The sequence below is a fragment of the Carnobacteriaceae bacterium zg-84 genome, assembly GCA_013874835.1.
Classification (GTDB): Bacteria; Bacillota; Bacilli; order Lactobacillales; family Aerococcaceae; genus WM01.
The window spans coordinates 231,820-249,849 of sequence record CP059430.1 but is presented as its reverse complement, the minus strand read 5'-3'; the positions used below and the strand labels follow the sequence as shown (position 1 = coordinate 249,849).

General features: G+C 33.7%; 13 protein-coding genes. 2 read left to right on the top strand and 11 right to left on the bottom strand.

Features of this window, described 5'->3' with window-relative positions; all coding sequences use genetic code 11:
- Genes H1220_01190 through H1220_01180 form a run of 3 tightly spaced genes read right to left on the bottom strand, consistent with a single transcriptional unit; the run spans position 1 to position 1,512 of the window.
- Positions 1-543 carry a cysteine hydrolase gene (locus tag H1220_01190; protein ID QMI86016.1) on the bottom strand — a complete coding sequence of 181 codons (543 nt, stop codon included), beginning with the start codon at positions 541-543 and terminating at the stop codon, positions 1-3.
- Positions 543-1,232 carry a 5'-methylthioadenosine/adenosylhomocysteine nucleosidase gene (locus tag H1220_01185; protein QMI86015.1) on the bottom strand — a complete coding sequence of 230 codons (690 nt, stop codon included), beginning with the start codon at positions 1,230-1,232 and terminating at the stop codon, positions 543-545. Before H1220_01185 ends, H1220_01190 begins: the two co-directional genes overlap by 1 nt.
- A 16-nt stretch (positions 1,233-1,248) precedes the next feature.
- Complete coding sequence (locus H1220_01180; protein ID QMI86014.1) at positions 1,249-1,512, bottom strand: hypothetical protein; 264 nt, start codon at positions 1,510-1,512, stop codon at positions 1,249-1,251.
- Between the two features lie 158 nt (positions 1,513-1,670).
- Here H1220_01180 and H1220_01175 point away from each other — a divergent pair, with 158 nt between their 5' ends.
- Both H1220_01175 and H1220_01170 read left to right on the top strand, forming a co-directional pair.
- The gene (locus H1220_01175) at positions 1,671-2,543 is read left to right on the top strand and encodes a cation transporter (GenBank protein ID QMI86013.1); all 873 of its coding nucleotides are present in this window, start codon (positions 1,671-1,673) and stop codon (positions 2,541-2,543) included.
- A 217-nt stretch (positions 2,544-2,760) separates the two neighbouring features.
- The gene (locus H1220_01170) at positions 2,761-3,081 is read left to right on the top strand and encodes a hypothetical protein (GenBank protein ID QMI86012.1); all 321 of its coding nucleotides are present in this window, start codon (positions 2,761-2,763) and stop codon (positions 3,079-3,081) included.
- Positions 3,082-3,138: 57 nt separating this feature from the next.
- Here H1220_01170 and H1220_01165 read toward each other — a convergent pair whose 3' ends face one another.
- The 8 genes from H1220_01165 to H1220_01130 form a co-directional block, all read right to left on the bottom strand.
- Entirely contained in the window at positions 3,139-5,079 is a 1,941-nt protein-coding gene (locus tag H1220_01165) for a PTS sugar transporter subunit IIA (protein QMI86011.1), read from the bottom strand.
- 15 nt (positions 5,080-5,094) lie between these two features.
- Positions 5,095-6,015: a 1-phosphofructokinase gene (pfkB, locus tag H1220_01160; protein ID QMI86010.1), complete on the bottom strand. Its 921-nt coding sequence runs from the start codon at positions 6,013-6,015 to the stop codon at positions 5,095-5,097.
- 1 nt (position 6,016) lies between these two features.
- Positions 6,017-6,763 carry a DeoR/GlpR transcriptional regulator gene (locus H1220_01155; GenBank protein ID QMI86009.1) on the bottom strand — a complete coding sequence of 249 codons (747 nt, stop codon included), beginning with the start codon at positions 6,761-6,763 and terminating at the stop codon, positions 6,017-6,019.
- A 173-nt stretch (positions 6,764-6,936) separates the two neighbouring features.
- A complete protein-coding gene (locus H1220_01150; protein ID QMI86008.1) occupies positions 6,937-8,145 on the bottom strand; it encodes an ATP-binding protein in 1,209 nt (402 codons plus the stop codon).
- Positions 8,146-8,338: 193 nt separating this feature from the next.
- Positions 8,339-12,064 carry a helicase-exonuclease AddAB subunit AddA gene (gene addA, locus H1220_01145; protein ID QMI86007.1) on the bottom strand — a complete coding sequence of 1,242 codons (3,726 nt, stop codon included), beginning with the start codon at positions 12,062-12,064 and terminating at the stop codon, positions 8,339-8,341.
- Positions 12,042-15,365, bottom strand: a complete 3,324-nt coding sequence (locus H1220_01140) for a PD-(D/E)XK nuclease family protein (protein QMI86006.1) — start codon at positions 15,363-15,365, stop codon at positions 12,042-12,044. Before H1220_01140 ends, addA begins: the two co-directional genes overlap by 23 nt.
- Positions 15,366-15,439: 74 nt before the next feature.
- Positions 15,440-16,177: an amino acid ABC transporter ATP-binding protein gene (locus H1220_01135; GenBank protein QMI86005.1), complete on the bottom strand. Its 738-nt coding sequence runs from the start codon at positions 16,175-16,177 to the stop codon at positions 15,440-15,442.
- Positions 16,178-16,186: 9 nt separating this feature from the next.
- Positions 16,187-17,770 carry an ABC transporter permease subunit gene (locus H1220_01130; protein QMI86004.1) on the bottom strand — a complete coding sequence of 528 codons (1,584 nt, stop codon included), beginning with the start codon at positions 17,768-17,770 and terminating at the stop codon, positions 16,187-16,189.
- Positions 17,771-18,030 lie beyond the last annotated feature (260 nt).

Genomic DNA, 18,030 nt, shown 5'->3' with positions numbered 1-18,030 from the left:
CTATCCTCTTTCTATTGTTGCACCGAGTACTTTTTCAAAATGGTCTAATGCAAACCGATGTCCATCTTCATTAAAACTTGCGACGGCTTTTTCATGAATAACAATTTTATAGCCTAATTCATAAGCATCAATTGCTGTATGTAAAACACAAATATCTGTGCATACCCCACATAAATGGATAACTTCTATATGTCTTTCACGCAAACGATGATCTAACTCTGTCCCTGAAAAAGCAGAATAACGGCGTTTGGCCATTTGATAACATTCCGGATGAGCTTTTGCATATTGTTCCAGTTTTCCATATAATACTCTACCTTGTGTATCTTCAATATTATGTGGTGGGTATAATTTTGTTTCAGGATGATACACATCATTACGTTCATGTTTATCAATCGCAAAAATAACATAGTCTTGACGTTTATTAAAGGTCTTAACCAGTTCCATAATCTTTTCTTCAATCGCTTTCCCATTTTCCCCACATGTTAACGCCCCATTATCATCAATAAAATCATTCGTATAATCAATGACAATTAAACATTCCATTACATATCCTCCAACATTGCTAAGACCATTTGTGCTGATTTTTCACCTGCTGTAACAATAAATTCATCAAATGAAACAGGTGCTTCATTGTCTGCATTATCTGAAATGGCACGTACCACAACAAATGGTACTCCTAATACATGACATGTTTGGGCAATAGATGCACCTTCCATTTCTGTACAAAGAGCATCTGGGAAATATTTTTGAATACGCGCAATACTTTCCGGAGCAGCTACAAATGTATCTGCCGATACAATCTCACCAACATTAGCTCGCAAAGATACTTTTTCGATTGCTTTTTGTGCGTGTGCCATTAACTGTTCATTCGCTTTGTAATATAATGGCATTTGAGGGATTTGTCCCACTTTATACCCAAATACCGTTGCATCTGCATCATGATAGGCTACTTGATTAGACACCACAACATCTCCAATGGATAAGCCTTTTTTCAGACTACCTGCCGAACCAGTGTTAATCACATAATCAACGTCAAATTGACTAATCAATAGTGTCGTTGCTATTGTTGAATTAACTTTTCCAATACCGGACTGTACTAGCACAATATCATGTTGATACAATCGCCCCGTAATAAATGTTAAATGATAACATTGTTTTTCAACAATATCACTCATCTTTGTTTTTAACAAAACTGTTTCTTGTGCCATAGCACCAATAATTCCTATTTTCATCTATTCTCTACCTTTCCTATTTCGTAAATGCAACATATAAAACAATACATAATAAAATACTGACAATAACGATGCCCCAATTTAAAAATCGGTTCATATCATTTAATCGATTGATTTTATATTGTTCTCTTTCTCTTTGTTCTTGCTCTTTAAGATGTGCTTGGTACATCTCATCTAATAACTGTCTATCTTCTGGTGTTAATATTTCAGGATCTTTGAAAAGCGTTTTTTCTTCTAGCTCTCGTTTTTTCCCATGATTTTTTTCCATACGTGATGCCAATATCATCACCTCACTGTTATGAATATTCTTTATTATAACATACTTTAAACAGATACTAAAACTATTCAAAAACAAGAAATTTTGATATAATAAAGACATCATTTAAAGCTACTAGAAATCACGTGGTTTCTAGTTTTTTCATGTAGAAAGGGATAAGTATGCAACTTAAAAACGACCATTTAACCCTCGCTGAACGAGGGACACTTATTAGTATCATTATCTACACAGTTATTGCATCACTAAAAATTATTCTCGGTACTCTTTTCAAATCATCGGCACTTTCCGCTGACGGTTGGAATAACTTTACCGACGTATTATCCTCCGTTGCCGTTTTTTTCGGTATCCGATTGGCAAAACAACCTGCCGATGAAGAACATCAATACGGGCACTGGAAAGTAGAAGGTATTTCTAGTTTAATGAGTTCTTTTATTATGTGTTTTATCGGATTACAAGTATTATTCTCCTCTTTTACATCACTAGTTCAACAAGAAGAACCTAATTTTGATTTAAGCCTAGCAGCCATTGGCATATTCGCCAGTGCCTTAATGTTTGCAACTTATTTTTATAATCATCGCCTTGCAAACCGTATTCAATCCATGGGATTAAAAGCCGTTGCACAAAATAACTTAGCTGATGCATTTACCAGTTTATCAACCGCTATTTCTATTTTCTTTGCAGTTTTGTTTAAATGGTATTGGATTGATAGTATCATGGCGATTTTTGTATCTGCCTTTATTTTAAATACCGCTTTTTCCGTCTTTAAAGAAAGTGCCTTCGCTCTGTCCGATGGCTTTGATACCGAACAATTAGAACCATTTAGAAAACTCATTTTATCTCACCCAGAAATACATGACGTCCGCTCCATAAAAGCACGTCATTACGGAGCAAATATTTATGTTGATGTCACAGTTTTAATGAATGCACACTTAACGGTAAAAGAAAGTCATGATGTGACTGAAACCATAGAAAAAGAATTAAGTGAACAATTTGGTGTAACCTTTACCGATGTTCACGTTGAACCTTATGAATAAAAACAACGATGAAAAACGCTCTTAAAAAATATGAGTTTATCAAATGTTCCAATATTATCAAACTAGATCTCATAAAAAGCGTATTGCTCTAAAATCTTTATGATAGAAAGCAATACGCTTTCTATCATTTAAATAAAAACAACAAAAACTCACTATTTCCACTCGATATATTCATATATCAAGTGTATAATAAATATAAGAAAGTGAGGAAATGACTATGAAAACAAAAAAATATGTTTTACTTACCTGTCTTTGTCTGCCGTTTCTTTTTCAACATAAAATAGAAGCAGCAACAAAACCTACCGGACAAACCATACACTTAAAAACAGGACAAACAATTTCCTATGACAATCATGCTATAAACGGTGGCATTCACTTAACAGAAAAAGAAAAAAGCCTTGTTGACAGTGTGACATTATATACACCATTACACAAAGGTACTTTTTATCACTACGGGCTATACAGTTCTATTCGTCTATTTTTCGATACAATGAACCTTGAACTAGGGCCTCAAAAAATAGGATTTTTTACGCATTAATCATAAATAAACGCTACCCACGGAAACGAATGTTTCCGTGGGTAGCGTTATGTTTTACTATGCTTTCTTTTTACCTACAAATACAATCAATAAAATTGCACCTAATAGTGAACCAATAATCCATGCTGCAAAAAATCCAAACGGATTGATAATACCATTTGTCATTAAAGCAAAGAATCCACCATGTGGTACACGGCTACTTGCACCTAATAACATACTTAATGCACCGGCAACACCACTTGAAAGAGCTAGAGCAGGTATAACTTTAGCTGGATTTGATGCCGCAAATGGAATAGCGCCTTCTGTAATAAACGCCATACCCATGACACAGTTTACTAATGCACTATCACGTTGAGATTCTTCCCATAAATCTTTTTTGATTAAAGCAGAGAAGAAAATTGCCATTGGCGGTACCATACCACCAACCATAACAGCTGCCATTACATCTGAACCAGCACCAGCCGCTGCTGTCGTTACTAAAGCTGTTCCAGTAGCATATGCTGCTTTATTGATTGGGCCACCCATATCAATCGCCATCATACCACCGACAACAAATCCAACAACCATTTTTAATTCTGTCGGAATAGAATCAATAAATGTTGTTAAACCATTTGTAATAGCTGCCATTGGTGCATTTAATACTAAAATCATTAAAAGTCCCATAATCAGTGTTCCAAAAATAGGGAATAAGAAAATTGGTTTTAAACCTTCCAATGATTTTGGTAACCATGCAAATGCTTTACGCAAGAATATAATAATACCACCTGCTAAGAAACCGGCAACTAATGCACCTAAAAAACCAGACGGTTGAATATGTGATGCTTCTACCAATCCATTGGAATCAGATAACACACCCGGATTCGCTAAAATACCACCCATAAAACCAACAACTAAACCTGGACGGTCGGCAATAGAATGACCAATAAAACCAGCTAAAACTGGTAACATCATTGCAAATGACAATTTACCTAATGTGAAAATAAATTGAGCAGCTGCATTGTAAGACGCATCTTTTGGATCAAACGCATTGATACCCCAGAAGAACGAAATCGCAATAAAAATACCACCTGCTACAACGAATGGTAACATATGAGAAATACCATTCATCAAATGTTTATACGCTTTACGCCCTAAACTTTCATTGGCAACATCTTGTCCCATTGTTTCACGAATATCTCCTGCTTTATAAATTGGTGCATCTGCCTTCATCGCACGCTCTACCAATTCATCCGCTTTATGAATACCGTCCGCTACTTTTGTTACAATGACAGGTTTACCATTAAAACGAGCCATTTCTACATTTTTATCAGCCGCAACGATAATCGCTGTCGCTTCTTCAATATCTTTTGCTGTTAAACGATTACCAATACCACCTTGGCCATTTGTTTCAACTTTAATCTTGATGCCTGCTTTTTTACCTGCTTGCTCTAATTTTTCTGCTGCCATAAAAGTATGTGCAATACCAGTTGGACAAGCTGTAACAGCTAAAACATACGCATCTGTTTTTGATGCTTCCTCTACCATTTCAGGTGTTTCTTCTGGTTTTTCTTCAAACTGCTCAATCACAGAAATAACTTCTTCTGGAGATTGTGCATTTAATAAAGCTGTTTTTGCATCCATATTCATCAATACTTTTGATAAACTTGCTAAAGCTTTCAAGTGTTCGCCACCTGCACCTTCTGGAGCAGCAATCATAAACACTAATTTAGCAGGTTGACCGTCAAATGATTCCCAGTTAATCCCTTGTGAAGAACGTCCAAAAACAATCGCTGGTTTTTGAATAGAAGCATGTTGTGCATGAGGAATCGCAATTTCATCTCCCACACCTGTTGTGGATTGTGCTTCACGCTTTTTCAAGTTTTCTACATACCCCTCAACATCACTTACACCTCCAACTTGTGCAAAGCGATTTGCTAAAACGGATAATGTTTCTTCTTTTGTTGTTGATTGCAAGTCTAATGTCATTGCATCTTTTATAAATAATTCTGATAATCTCATATATATTCCTTTCTACTATTGTATTTTAGTCACTGTTATTTGTGGTAATAATGTATCAATCAATTCTAATGTAGCAATACCTACCGAAAAAGCTGTTGCACTTCCCGTAGCTGCACCTTGTTTAAGTGCAGTCATATAATCTCCTGTTTGTAAGTAAGAGGACATAAATCCTGCCAACATAGAATCCCCTGCTCCTACCGAGTTCACAACCGTACCTTTAGGTACATTAGCTGTGAAAATTTGACCGTCTGTTGTGACTAACAAAGAACCCTCTTTCCCACGAGAAACAAGTACATTTTTTGCACCTTGTTTTTGTAATTGTTTTGCATAGTGGATAATTTGTTCTTCACTATCAATCACAACATCAAACAATTCGCCTAATTCATGATGATTTGGCTTAATAATAAATGGTTCATACGGCAAACATTGTGTTAATAATTCTTTTGTTGTATCTAGTACTAATTTTGTACCTTTTTCTTGACATAGTTTAGCAATCATCACATAATGTTCACTTGTCATGCCAGGTGCTTTATTCCCTGCTAAAAAGACTGTGTCTTCATTCGTCAAGACATTTTCAAAATACGTGTACAATTCTTCAAATTTCTCTTTTGAAACGTATGCACCATTCGCATTGATTTCTGTTTCTTCTTGACTTTTTAATTTCACATTGATACGTGTAATACCGTCTATCTCAATACGTTTCACTATAATATTGTCTTTTTCTAATTCTGACTGAATATACGTTCCTGAAAAGCCACCTAAAAATGCAACTGCTGTATTCACAAATCCTAAACGTTTTAAAATAACAGACATATTGATACCTTTGCCACCGGCAACGTAATTTTCTCCTACGGAGCGGTTTAAATCGCCCAAGGTAACACTCGGTACATTTATCACTAAATCAACGGCTGGATTAAATGTAATCGTATAAAGCATGTTATCCCTCCTTCACTGTATAAATATTGTGGTAACGCTGATATTTTTTAGGACAACTATCGACAACCAACATAGTATCTTCAAACGTCGCAAATTGATGAAATGATTTTTTATCGAATTTTGATGAATCGGATACAATAATTGTTTGATTGGCATGATTTTTCACGAGCTGTTTAATCATTGCCTCTTCTGAATCGGGCGTTGAGAAACCAAACGAAAAATCAATACCATTTGTTCCTAAAATAGCCATATCGAATTGATATTGTTGTAATTGCTGTAACGCCACACTCCCAATAATAGCTTGTGTCGTTTGTTTTAATTGACCTCCAACTAATAACGTTGGAATACCATATTCTAACAAAGCACTCACATGATGTACCCCATTGGTAATCACTTCATGCTTTGTTGCACTTAAAAAAGGAATAATATTGTGTGTTGTTGATCCCGCATCTAAATAAATTCTTTTTACTTGCGATAAAAAGTGCGTTGCAACATATTTACCAATCGCTTGTTTTTCCTTTGTATACCACACTAATTTATCGGTCAGTAAACTTTCTTCACTAGACGGCGTTAAACATTCTGCTCCACCATGTACTCGCTTTAGTTTTCTCTTTTCTTCAAGATACTGTAAATCTCGTCGAATGGTTGCCTGTGAACTTTTTAATGTTTCCACAAATTCAAGTACCGTGACACTCTTTTGACGTGCTAATAAGTCTAAAATCAAACGATGTCTTTCCGTTGCCAACATAAAACAGCCCTCCCTTTCCTATGCACCACCTATTATAACGATTTTTCAATCAAAATCAATCATTTTCGGTCATTTATAATCATTATTTTGACAAAAAATAAGGAAAGATAATGAGATTGTCTTTCCTTATTTATGTATTCTATTCAAAATATTTATTTATCATAAAAACATGCTTATTCACACAACCAATCAATAATATTCTTTTTTTCTATTCCGTTATAATTGGCACTTGGTTGTATTGTATCCATTGTTAATAAATATTTTGGAAATTGATCATTGATTTCTCTTAATGGACGTAGCTCCCGTTCAAGTGTTTCGGGTGCTAAAGTTGTTTCACTGACTTGATAATAAGCATACGTTCCTTTATCTGTGATAACCACAAAATCCACTTCATATTTCCCAACATTTCCAACATATACCTTCGCATATTTTCTACGCAATTCTAAATACACAATATTTTCTAAAAGATGTCCAAAATCTTCCTGATGATCTGGTAATAATAGATGTCGAAATCCTAAATCGACAGTGTAATATTTTTCTAGACGTTGCAATAACTCTCGCCCTTTTACATCAAAGCGTGGAACAGCATAAAAAAGCAGACTATCTGTTAATGCTTCAAGATAATTTTCTAAAGAACTATGAGAAATCGTCACATGTTGACTTATCAATGTATTTTTTATTTTATTGGTTGATACTAAGCTTCCAACATTACTCAACAATGTTCGAATAATTCTTTCTAATAATGACGTATTAGGATTTCCTATACGTGATACAATATCATTCACTAAAACAGAATGATAAATACCTCTTAAATATTCCACACGTTCTAAAAAGTTTTCTGTTTGCAAAAGATATGGAAAAGCACTAAATGCGTATTGATTAAAAGCATCTGATAATACAATATGGTCTTGTTTATTTGACAATCCTTGTATGTACTCTGAAAAAGATAGTGGTAGAACTTCTAATTCAACATAACGTCCTGTTAAATTAGTTGCTAACTGACTACTCATAAAATAGGCATTTGAACCTGTCATATAAATATCCACATTAGGTTTAATAAACAAACTATCTACTACTAATTCAAAATTAGGTACATGTTGAATTTCATCTAAAAAAATATAACATTTTTTATTCTCTATCAAATGCTCTTGAATATACGCATACAATCGTTTAAAATCACGCAATTCATAAAAACTTAAATCTTCAAAATTCACAGAAATAATTTGTTCTTCAAAAACACCACTTTCCATTAAATTTTTTTTGAAAAGTGTAAACAAAACAGATTTCCCAGCACGTCTAACGCCACTCACAATTTTAATGATTGGTTTATCTTTATGTCTTTGTAAAAATTCAAGATACATAGGTCTTGATACAAATTCCATATAATCACCTCAAGATGATTATACATCAAGACACAATTATTTTCAAAAATTTGAAAATAATTGTGTTTCAAGATATAAATTTCCGTTTTTTTGTAAATAACCTGTTTTCCATAGTGTTATTTCCAAAAATTTAGAAATAAATAATACACCCCGCCAGCTATGCCTAACGACATAGCTGGCGGATTATATCTAATTAATCAACTAAAACATTTTCTCCAATACTTAATAAACATAAATATTTTTTTGTAACCGGCTTATGTAAAATAGAGGTTAAGGCTGTCGCATAAACATTCATTTGTTGACGATAACGATTCATAATGGTTTCTACCGTTATATTTTGTCCAATATAGTCTGTTTTAAAATCATACAAAATAATCTCATCGTCATATTCTATATAGCCGTCAACAACCCCATGTATCAGCACTTTTTCATCTGTTTTTTCCATACTTTGAAACAGAAGATGTGCATTGACCGCTAACGAAAACGGCACTTCTCGGTGTAATAATCTCTGTTGTTTCAGCATTAACTGTCCTAAATCCGTTGAGAAGAAACGCAAAATATTATAACGATTTATTTTTTCAGCAACCTCTTGTGACATTAGCCCTTTTGAAACGAATTGATTAATATGTGTATCAATCATCTGCATTGTAACAGTCTGTTCTAAAGATATTGTTTGCATAACTAAATGAACAGCCGTTCCTATCATTGTATTTGTTACCATATCTTCCTTCATGAACATGGGTACCATTAAATCATCACTAACATAACGATTACCTTGACCTAAAGGTTGCATCTCAAGCAAATCTGGATCTTCTGCCATACGCTTCAATTCAGATACTGATTGATAGGTTGTCGTTTGCACTTGAGCCATATATGGATACACATGCTCAATCGTTTGAATAATATCTTGCATATCCTCCGAATGAGATACGTCTATTACCTGCTCCTGCACCCATTCAGTCACTGTTTTTATATCAGACACTTCGGATTGGTTTATCATTAAATCCTGTTCTTTAAAAAATTGAATGGTAAAACGAATCGGTGATTGTAACAGTACAGTTGGATATGTATAGACTGGTAAATAATTATTTTCTGCCATACGATGACGCACTAGTGCCATATTTATCCAAGATAATGCACTCTGACTAGATAAACGACTTCCCGAAGGTAACACAACTTCATTATAACTAGCAATACCGGATAATTTTTCCCAATAATCTTTTTCATTGACACAATTTCCAACTAAATATAATTTTTCTTTTGCTCTTGTTAATGCCACATATAATTTACGCATTTCTTCTGCCAATAATTTTTTCTCTTTATATCGGCTCATACCAAAACGAGCAAGTGTCGGAAATTGAAATTTTTTCTCAATATCAAAATAGTCTGTACCAATACCATATTTTTCAGTAAAGACATAGCTGGATTGACTATCTCTTTTATTAAACGATTTATTCAAGTCTAATACAAACACGACTGGAAATTCTAAACCTTTACTTGCATGAATGGTCATCAACTTAACAACATTTTCATTTCCAGTAGACAAAGATGCTTCGGATAAATCTTTATCTTTTTCTTGCATTTTTTCAATAAACTGAACAAATTGGAACAATCCTTTAAATGCCGTTTGCTCATATTCCCTTGCCCGTTCATATAAAGCATGTAAATTCGCTTGTCTTTGTCGACCAGACGGCAAACCTAATACATAGTCTAAAAAATGTGTTTCTTGGTAAATATGCCAAATTAACGACACTAAAGACTCTTTTGTTGCCATAAATCTCCATGTATTTAATCGTTCCATAAACCGTACTAATTTCTTATAAATCGCTTCATGAAAAGCATTTTGAGGTAATGAGCCACGCTCAAAATCAGCAACAAAAGATTGAACAGCTTCATAATATCCACTGGTACGTTGATTGATACGAATAGCTGCTAAGTCATTTTCATCTAATGCAACCAATGGAGAACGTAAAACAGAAACAAGTGGAATATCTTGATGCGGATTATCAATTATTTTTAACAATGACATCATAATCATAATTTCTGTTCGTTGGAAATAAGTTTCTGCTTCATCAATCTGAATCGGAATATGATACCGATTAAAAATTTCTTGAATGACAACATTATTTTTCTTTGTCGGCACTAATAACACAATATCAGCATACGTAATCGGACGTTGCTTAAATTTACCATTTTCTTTTTCTGTACTTTGAACTAAAAATGTTGATTGTATCAATCGCTCTATTTCCTTGGCAACCATCACGATTTCACCTTCTGTTTTTGTATCAATTTTAAACATTTCTGATACATCCATATCCAGTTCTTGTTCTTGATGTGTTTCTTTTTCATATAACAAAACAGAAAGTTCATATCCACTACCATCTGCATAAGCCTGACTTCCTTGAACAAGCATGGCATCATCGTCGTACGCCATATCTCCAACTTGTTGATCCATAATTTGTTGAAAAATAAAATTCGTAGCATGTAAAACTTCCCCTCTTGAACGGAAATTTTCTGCTAAAATAATACGTTTTCCACCTTGTTCATTTCCAAAAGCAAGATATTTTTCTAAAAATAAACTCGGATCAGCTAAACGGAAAGAATAAATAGACTGCTTGACATCACCTACCATAAACATATTTTTCCCGTTGGTTAAATACGATAAAATAGTTTCTTGTAAACGATTGACGTCTTGATACTCATCTACCATAATTTCTTCAAATAATTCTTGATATTCTAAAGCTACCGGACTAATATGTCGGTTTCCATTATGCATCGGTGCTAAAATAGACAATGTAATATGTTCTAAATCACTAAATTCAAGCACATTATACTCTTTCTTTTCTTGTGCATACGCCTTTGAAAATAAGGTCACAACATCAATCATTTCATCAATATACGGCAAAATCTTATGCAATAAATCAAGGTGAACCTGCTCTTGACAATAAAAAACAGCTTCAATCATATTCTCTACCGTTTTTTTCGCTTTATCACGATATACTTTAGCCTGTTCCGAAAATTCTTTTACATCGCTATCTTTTTTGATAGACGGAAAACGTAAAAATTCAATTTGTTTTATTGCTGCATAGACACTATCATAATCCTTATTTTCAACTAAACTATTTAAAACATACTCTATCAACACTTTTTCATCAGAGAGTAAACATGTGACTTTATCCAAACGTTCATCCCCATTTAAGCATTGTATCCCTTGCTCTAATTGAAAAACCGCATCTTCTAACATAGAAATAACATAGGGCTTAATAAGTGATTGAAATAAAACACTGTCTGTTAAATTATCCATATTATATAAAGACGCTAACCGTTTCAACCATTCATCTGGATTGGCATTTGCTCTTGAAAAATCATACAACGAAAAAATAAGATCTGTTAGTTTATCATCATACTTATCACTTGAGTAAGCTTTTGCCAACTGTCTAAATGACTGTCTATCATAGAGCTTTTCTTTTAACTCATGCCATACTTTTTCTTTTAAAAGCAGGATTTCTGTTTCATCTGTCATCAATCTAAAAACAGGATCCATATCCACACTAGCAAAATGTTTACGAATCACTTTTAAACAAAACGCGTGAATGGTGCTTATATTTGCTTGTGGCAACAATCTTAATTGCATTTGTAAATGACGCTTTGTATCGACATCTGTTTCAATATTGATAACATTTTTTAATTCTTTTTCGATACGCTCGCGCATTTCCTTAGCGGCTAATTCTGTATAGGTCACGACAAGCAATTCTTCTATTTTCGTTCCACGTCTTAATTTTTCAACAATACGCTTCGTTAAAACGGTTGTTTTCCCCGAGCCAGCAGATGCTGAAACTAAAATATGACTACCCGTTTCATAAATTGCCTCCCATTGCGAATCTGTAAAGGTTACATTAGTTGGTTTGACTGGTATCATCTGCATTCACTCCCTTTTCTTTCATTGCTTGTAACACATCTTCTACTGACAATAATTTTCGATATTGATTTTCTGGTAAAGTAGCATCAAATAAAGAAATACTTCTAAACTCATTTAAAGACGGTGTAAATGGTTCATCTTTAATAGGTGATAAAGGAATATCCCCAGATAAAATGCGTTGTCCAGCTTGTTTTATTTTCCATATTAAAAAGTCAAAAAAAGTATCTAGTGATTCTATTGTTGGCATAGTTTTTGTTTTATTAAATGTATTTGATTTTGTTAAACCAACCTTATAAAACATGGATACATCTGGGATTTTTTCCACATCTTCTACAGATAATGATAAAATACCATTAAATTTTTCTTGCGTATATGCCAAATCCGTCATATCGAATGTTTTGGTTTTCACTCTTTCATAAGGATAGCCTACATGATAATAAAAAGCACCCATCGTTTTTGTGTTTTCTAAATGCAACTGCTTTTTATTTTGTTCGAGCACATATAAATAGGTTATCAACTGTAACGATAATCCCTCATAAAAACGGCTTAAATCAAATTGTTTTGCACTTGATTTATAATCAACAACACTTAAATAATCCCCATTGACAACATCAATCCGGTCTATTTTTCCTCGTAAAGACAGCGTATAATCCGATAATAAATCAATTTTTGGTAAAATCAGTCCTGTCGACCCCTTTGTGTCAAAAACTTGTTCCGTCGCAATAACACGTGTATTGGTCTGCTTTTTAGCTTGATATAATTGTTGCATCACGTGTGTCAACGTATCCGTTAATAATTCTTTTGAAAAAGCCATACTTTTCGTCATTTGAAACAATCGGTACTGTGGTTTATCAAAAACAGTCGTCAATGCACGCTCAATCAATGTATCAATCTCTTGTTCGTACTGCTCCACTTGTTCAAAAAATATATCCAATGTATCATGAAAAACATTCCCTACATCTGCCGGTGTTAAAGACAACACAGGTCTTTCTTTTAACTTTAAGCCATACTGTAAAAAATGACTGTACGGATCTTTGAAATAACTTTCTAATTGAGAAACAGATAAGTATAAATGCCCTTGATATAACTCTAAAGCATTCGTTAAATGAACCGGAACATTGCGATACTCAAAACTCTTCATCAACGGCTTAAACACTTCATGATAAGGCGTCGTTTGTTGCATAAATGCAATTAAGTATCTATCTATTAAAGATAAAGTACTATCCGTATCATAATGTGTTCGTATTTGTTTCATTAAATAACGTATCACTTGTTTGCTTTTTCCTAATAATTGAGGCGTCATTCGTGTATCAAAACGCTTTTCTAACATTTCTATATATGTCGATTTTGGCTCATGTGTTTTTGGATAAAATAAATATAATTGTTCTGTTACACTCGCCAATAATTGATACACAACAAAAGGTTCTACCATTGTACGATCAAGCGTATCTAATTGTAAATAATGACCCGGTGCTAACACTTGCGTTAACCGATGTCTTTCTTCATCTGATAACAATGTTTTATTATCATATATTTTTGGAAACTGACTAGACGTTGCCCCTAAAACAAAAATCATTTTTTTAGTCGTGGCACGTCTACCGTCTAAACTTGAAATAGTGACCGTATCCAATGTAGGAGGTACTAAACTATACTCCGCCTCTTCAAAGCCACTCGATAATACCGTATAAAATGTTTGTAAATCAAATGGTATATTTCCTAGAACCATCACAAATTCATCTAATAATTGGATAAACGTCTGCCATGCCTGTTCATGTTGACGTGCTTTTTCCAACTGTCCTTGAGCAATGAAATCATCTCGCCACTGCTTTATTTTTGAAACTACTCCATGCTCCTTACAAAGCATGTATAAAGCAACTGCTGCATCTTTCATCGTACTTGCCTGCTCTAATGTTTCAATATATGGAAGCAATATACCGACAATACGTTCTCTTATATGCTCATACTTCCATTGTTCCTTATCCTCAATCCACCAACGTTTTCCGACATAACCATTTGCTAATAAATCATTTTCAAACACATCAATATCGTCTTGCGCACCTATCTCTAATAAATCTGATCGCAATAATCGCATCATATCCGTATATTGCCAATTCCGTTTTTGAATGGCATATAAAGATGCTAAAAATTCTGAAATAGGATGTGATGCCATGGTATCAGCATTATCAATAAAATAAGGTATTTGGCTTTCATGACACAAAGGTTTTAAAATCATTTCATAATCTTCAACTTGTCGCATCAAAATACTAAAATCTTTATAACGATAGTGCTTTGTCGCAACCAATCTACTTATCTGATTGATAACGGCTGTTACTTCTTCTTGTTTAGTGTCATACTCTTGAATAAATAAAGCATCTTGTTTTATTACATCATTATCTTTTCTTTCAACTGACTGAAAAGCTTCTTCCCAAAAAGAAACTATTTTCTGCATATCTTCACTATAACGCTCATATCCTTTTGTGACATCAACTTCTGAAATACGCACACTATTTTCTTGTGCTAATTGAATTAATCTTTCTCTTGTTATCATTGGAATAAGCGTTAATGGTGTTTTTTCCTTTGCTTTTTTGGATAAAGGCAAAGTTACTGATACCTTGTATGTTTTTTTCATTAAAGCAAGGATAATTTGTTGTTCCTTTGCAGAGAAATGTTCAAAACCGTCAATATAAATGGCTGTATCTGATAAATCCATTGTATGAATATGCTCGGCTAATTGGGTATATAAATCTTCTTTCTCAATATACTTACCTATTAATCTTTCATTAAATGCTCGATACAAAAGCATTAGTTCTTGCATCTTCACATACATATTTTCTTGGCTTTCTGTTGTATCGCTCGGTTTTTCTTTAAAAAAGGTATATAAATCTTCTTGTGAAATGGCACCCGAACGAAATTCTAAAAATAAATCTGTCAATTGCTTAATAAACCCTTGTTTATTAATTTGTGTACGATAAAAAACCAATTCAGATTGTTTTTCCAATAAAACATGACGAACAAGCATACTTAACCCAATTTTACTTAATTGCGGTTTCACAAGAACACCCGTGTCTTTTAATAAATACCATGCCAATCTTGAAAAACTATAAATTTGTATATCGATACTACCACTTATATCCTCATGATGTAATTGCGTTAAAACATTCATTTCTGAGTCGAATTTAATATGCTCAGGTACAAGATAAAATACTTGTTTTACTTGTTTTTGTTCAAGCAACGCTTTCATATCTGCTACACACCACGCTTGCTTATTCGTTAAAATATTTCCTAAAACAAACTGTAACATCCACGCACCTTCTTTCTCTATTTATATTATACGCAAAAAGAACAGAAATCTCATAAATTTCTGTTCTTTTTTGTTTATTTTTGTAAAATACGACTTAAAAAGGCACGTGTACGATCTTCTTTTGGATGATTAAAAATATCTTCTGGTGAACCTTCTTCTGCAATAACACCTTTATCCATGAAAACAACATGGTCCGAAACTTCTCTTGCAAAATCCATTTCATGCGTTACAACTAACATTGTCATCCCAGAATTAGCCAAATCTTTCATAACACGTAATACTTCTCCAACCATTTCCGGATCAAGTGCTGATGTTGGCTCATCAAACAATAACACATCAGGCTCCATTGCCAACGCTCTGGCAATTGCCACACGTTGCTTTTGTCCCCCAGATAATTGTGACGGACGGGCATTCACGTACTCCGCCATACCAACTTGTTGTAAGTAATGCAATGCTAACTGTTTTGCATCTTCCTCTGTTTTTTTCAAAACTTTTATAGGTCCAACTGTGCAATTATCTAATACATTTAAATTTTCAAATAAATTAAACTGTTGAAATACCATACCTAAATGTGTACGATATTTAAACACATCATGTGCTCCATCTAAAATATTTTCACCTAAATAATAAATGTCACCAGCTGTTGGCGTTTCTAGTAAATTGATACAGCGTAATAGGGTTGATTTCCCAGAACCACTTGAACCAATCAAAGTAACAACTTGTCCTTTTTTTACCGTAAAGTTAATATCTGATAAAACTTCTCTCTCACCAAAACTTTTATTTAAATGTCTAATTTCAATAACTGTTTCCATATTTTCTACCTACTCTTTCTCTTGTGCTTTTGACACTTGCATTTGATTTCCGCTTGCTAAAGAATAGCTTTGCTTACCAGATAAACGTTTTTCTAACCAACGTAAAATACGTGTAATCACAAATGTCATAATGAAGTAGAAAATACATGTTACTAAAAATGTTTGGAAAAATTGATAATTTGTTGCCGCAATAGATTTTGTCACAAAGAACAATTCTGATACACCAATGACATTTAATACAGATGTATCTTTTACATTGATAACAAACTCATTCCCCGTAGCTGGTAAAATATTGCGCAACACTTGTGGTAATACGATATATTTCATTGCTTGTAAATGTGTCATACCAATCGCTTGACACGCTTCAAATTGACCTTTGTCAATGGATAAAATACCACCACGCACCACTTCAGACATATAGGCACCGGTGTTAATTGACACAATCAATAATGCCGCAAATGTTTTATCCATATCTAAATGGAACAATAATGCTGACCCATAATAGACAACCATTGCCTGTACAATCATCGGTGTTCCACGGAAAATTTCAACATACGCATTCAATAACCAATTCACAACTTTTAAGAACACACGATATGCACCTTTTTTATCTGATAAAGGCACTGTACGAATCACGCCAATCAATAAACCAATCAATAAACCAACAATAGTCCCAATGAGTGAAATATATAATGTCACACCCATACCTGCAAATAATTGCGGATAATATTTTTGGAAAATAACACCCATTTCTTCTAAGAAATGTCCCGTTGTTTGTTCTGACGGACCACGTGATGCTTTATCCATCAATTCATCACGTTCACTCGTTGAAATTTCTGAAAGAACTGTGTTAATTTGTTCTTTTAATGGACTACCTTTTTTAACTCCGATTGCTGTTTGTACTTCTTCTGGCTTTGTTACAAATCCTTTTCCAGAAGCAAACTCAATCATTTTTAAATCTTTACTTGCGGCTACCACTTCATTGGCAACAGCTTTTTCAGATACATACGCATCTATTTTTCCACTTTCTAACGCAACACGCATAGCAGAAAAATCAGACATCGCTTCTTGTTTAACAGCACCTTTTAATTGATCAATCATATCATAGTGGAATGTGCCTAATTGTGCGGTTACTCTAGCACCAGCAAAATCATCTATGGAAGATGTATTCGCATAAGCACCGTCTTTTCTAACAATCATCATAAAGACCGATTCATAATAAGGTCCCGTAAAATCAATTTGTTGTGCTCTTTCTTCTGTGGGGGACATTCCCGCAATAATCGCATCAATTTTACCGGATTGCAATGACGGAATAAGACCGTCCCATTCCAATTTTACAATAACTAATTTACGATTTAATTTATCTGCAATTTTTTGTGCGATAGACACATCATACCCACCGGCATATTCTCCGTCTTCTATCGGAGCAGTTCCCTCACCAGCTTCACTTTGTGTCCAGTTGAAAGGTGCATAGTTTGCCTCCATCCCAACACGAAATTCTTCTCTTGTATCATTTGATGTATTATTCCCAGTACATGCTGCTAAAATAAACATCAAAAATGGAATTATCCATAATCTTCTCAATCTGTTCATACGATATACCTCTTTTTATATAATATTATGCAAATTTCTTTAAAACGTGTTTATAAATGAAATCATTTATAAACACTACATCTTATCTGCACCTATTATCATATACCTAAGAGCAACAATCGTGCTGAAAACACACGTTCGTGACGCAGGCATACAGCACCTCCTTAAATATAAAATAATGATTAGATATTATTCTAATCATTTTGTCATTTTACTATATCCTATTTGCATGAAATTGTCAAAGAAATTTACAAAACTTT

Excerpts from the sequence above, each read along its gene's own strand:
- H1220_01190 (QMI86016.1), bottom strand. The coding sequence starts at position 543 with ATGGAATGTTTAATTGTCATTGATTATACGAATGATTTTATTGATGAT.
- H1220_01185 (QMI86015.1), bottom strand. The coding sequence starts at position 1,232 with ATGAAAATAGGAATTATTGGTGCTATGGCACAAGAAACAGTTTTGTTA.
- H1220_01175 (QMI86013.1), top strand. The coding sequence starts at position 1,671 with ATGCAACTTAAAAACGACCATTTAACCCTCGCTGAACGAGGGACACTT.
- H1220_01170 (QMI86012.1), top strand. The coding sequence starts at position 2,761 with ATGAAAACAAAAAAATATGTTTTACTTACCTGTCTTTGTCTGCCGTTT.
- H1220_01165 (QMI86011.1), bottom strand. The coding sequence starts at position 5,079 with ATGAGATTATCAGAATTATTTATAAAAGATGCAATGACATTAGACTTG.
- pfkB (QMI86010.1), bottom strand. The coding sequence starts at position 6,015 with ATGCTTTATACGATTACATTTAATCCAGCCGTTGATTTAGTGATAAAT.
- H1220_01155 (QMI86009.1), bottom strand. The coding sequence starts at position 6,763 with ATGTTGGCAACGGAAAGACATCGTTTGATTTTAGACTTATTAGCACGT.
- H1220_01150 (QMI86008.1), bottom strand. The coding sequence starts at position 8,145 with ATGGAATTTGTATCAAGACCTATGTATCTTGAATTTTTACAAAGACAT.
- addA (QMI86007.1), bottom strand. The coding sequence starts at position 12,064 with ATGATACCAGTCAAACCAACTAATGTAACCTTTACAGATTCGCAATGG.
- H1220_01140 (QMI86006.1), bottom strand. The coding sequence starts at position 15,365 with ATGTTACAGTTTGTTTTAGGAAATATTTTAACGAATAAGCAAGCGTGG.
- H1220_01135 (QMI86005.1), bottom strand. The coding sequence starts at position 16,177 with ATGGAAACAGTTATTGAAATTAGACATTTAAATAAAAGTTTTGGTGAG.
- H1220_01130 (QMI86004.1), bottom strand. The coding sequence starts at position 17,770 with ATGAACAGATTGAGAAGATTATGGATAATTCCATTTTTGATGTTTATT.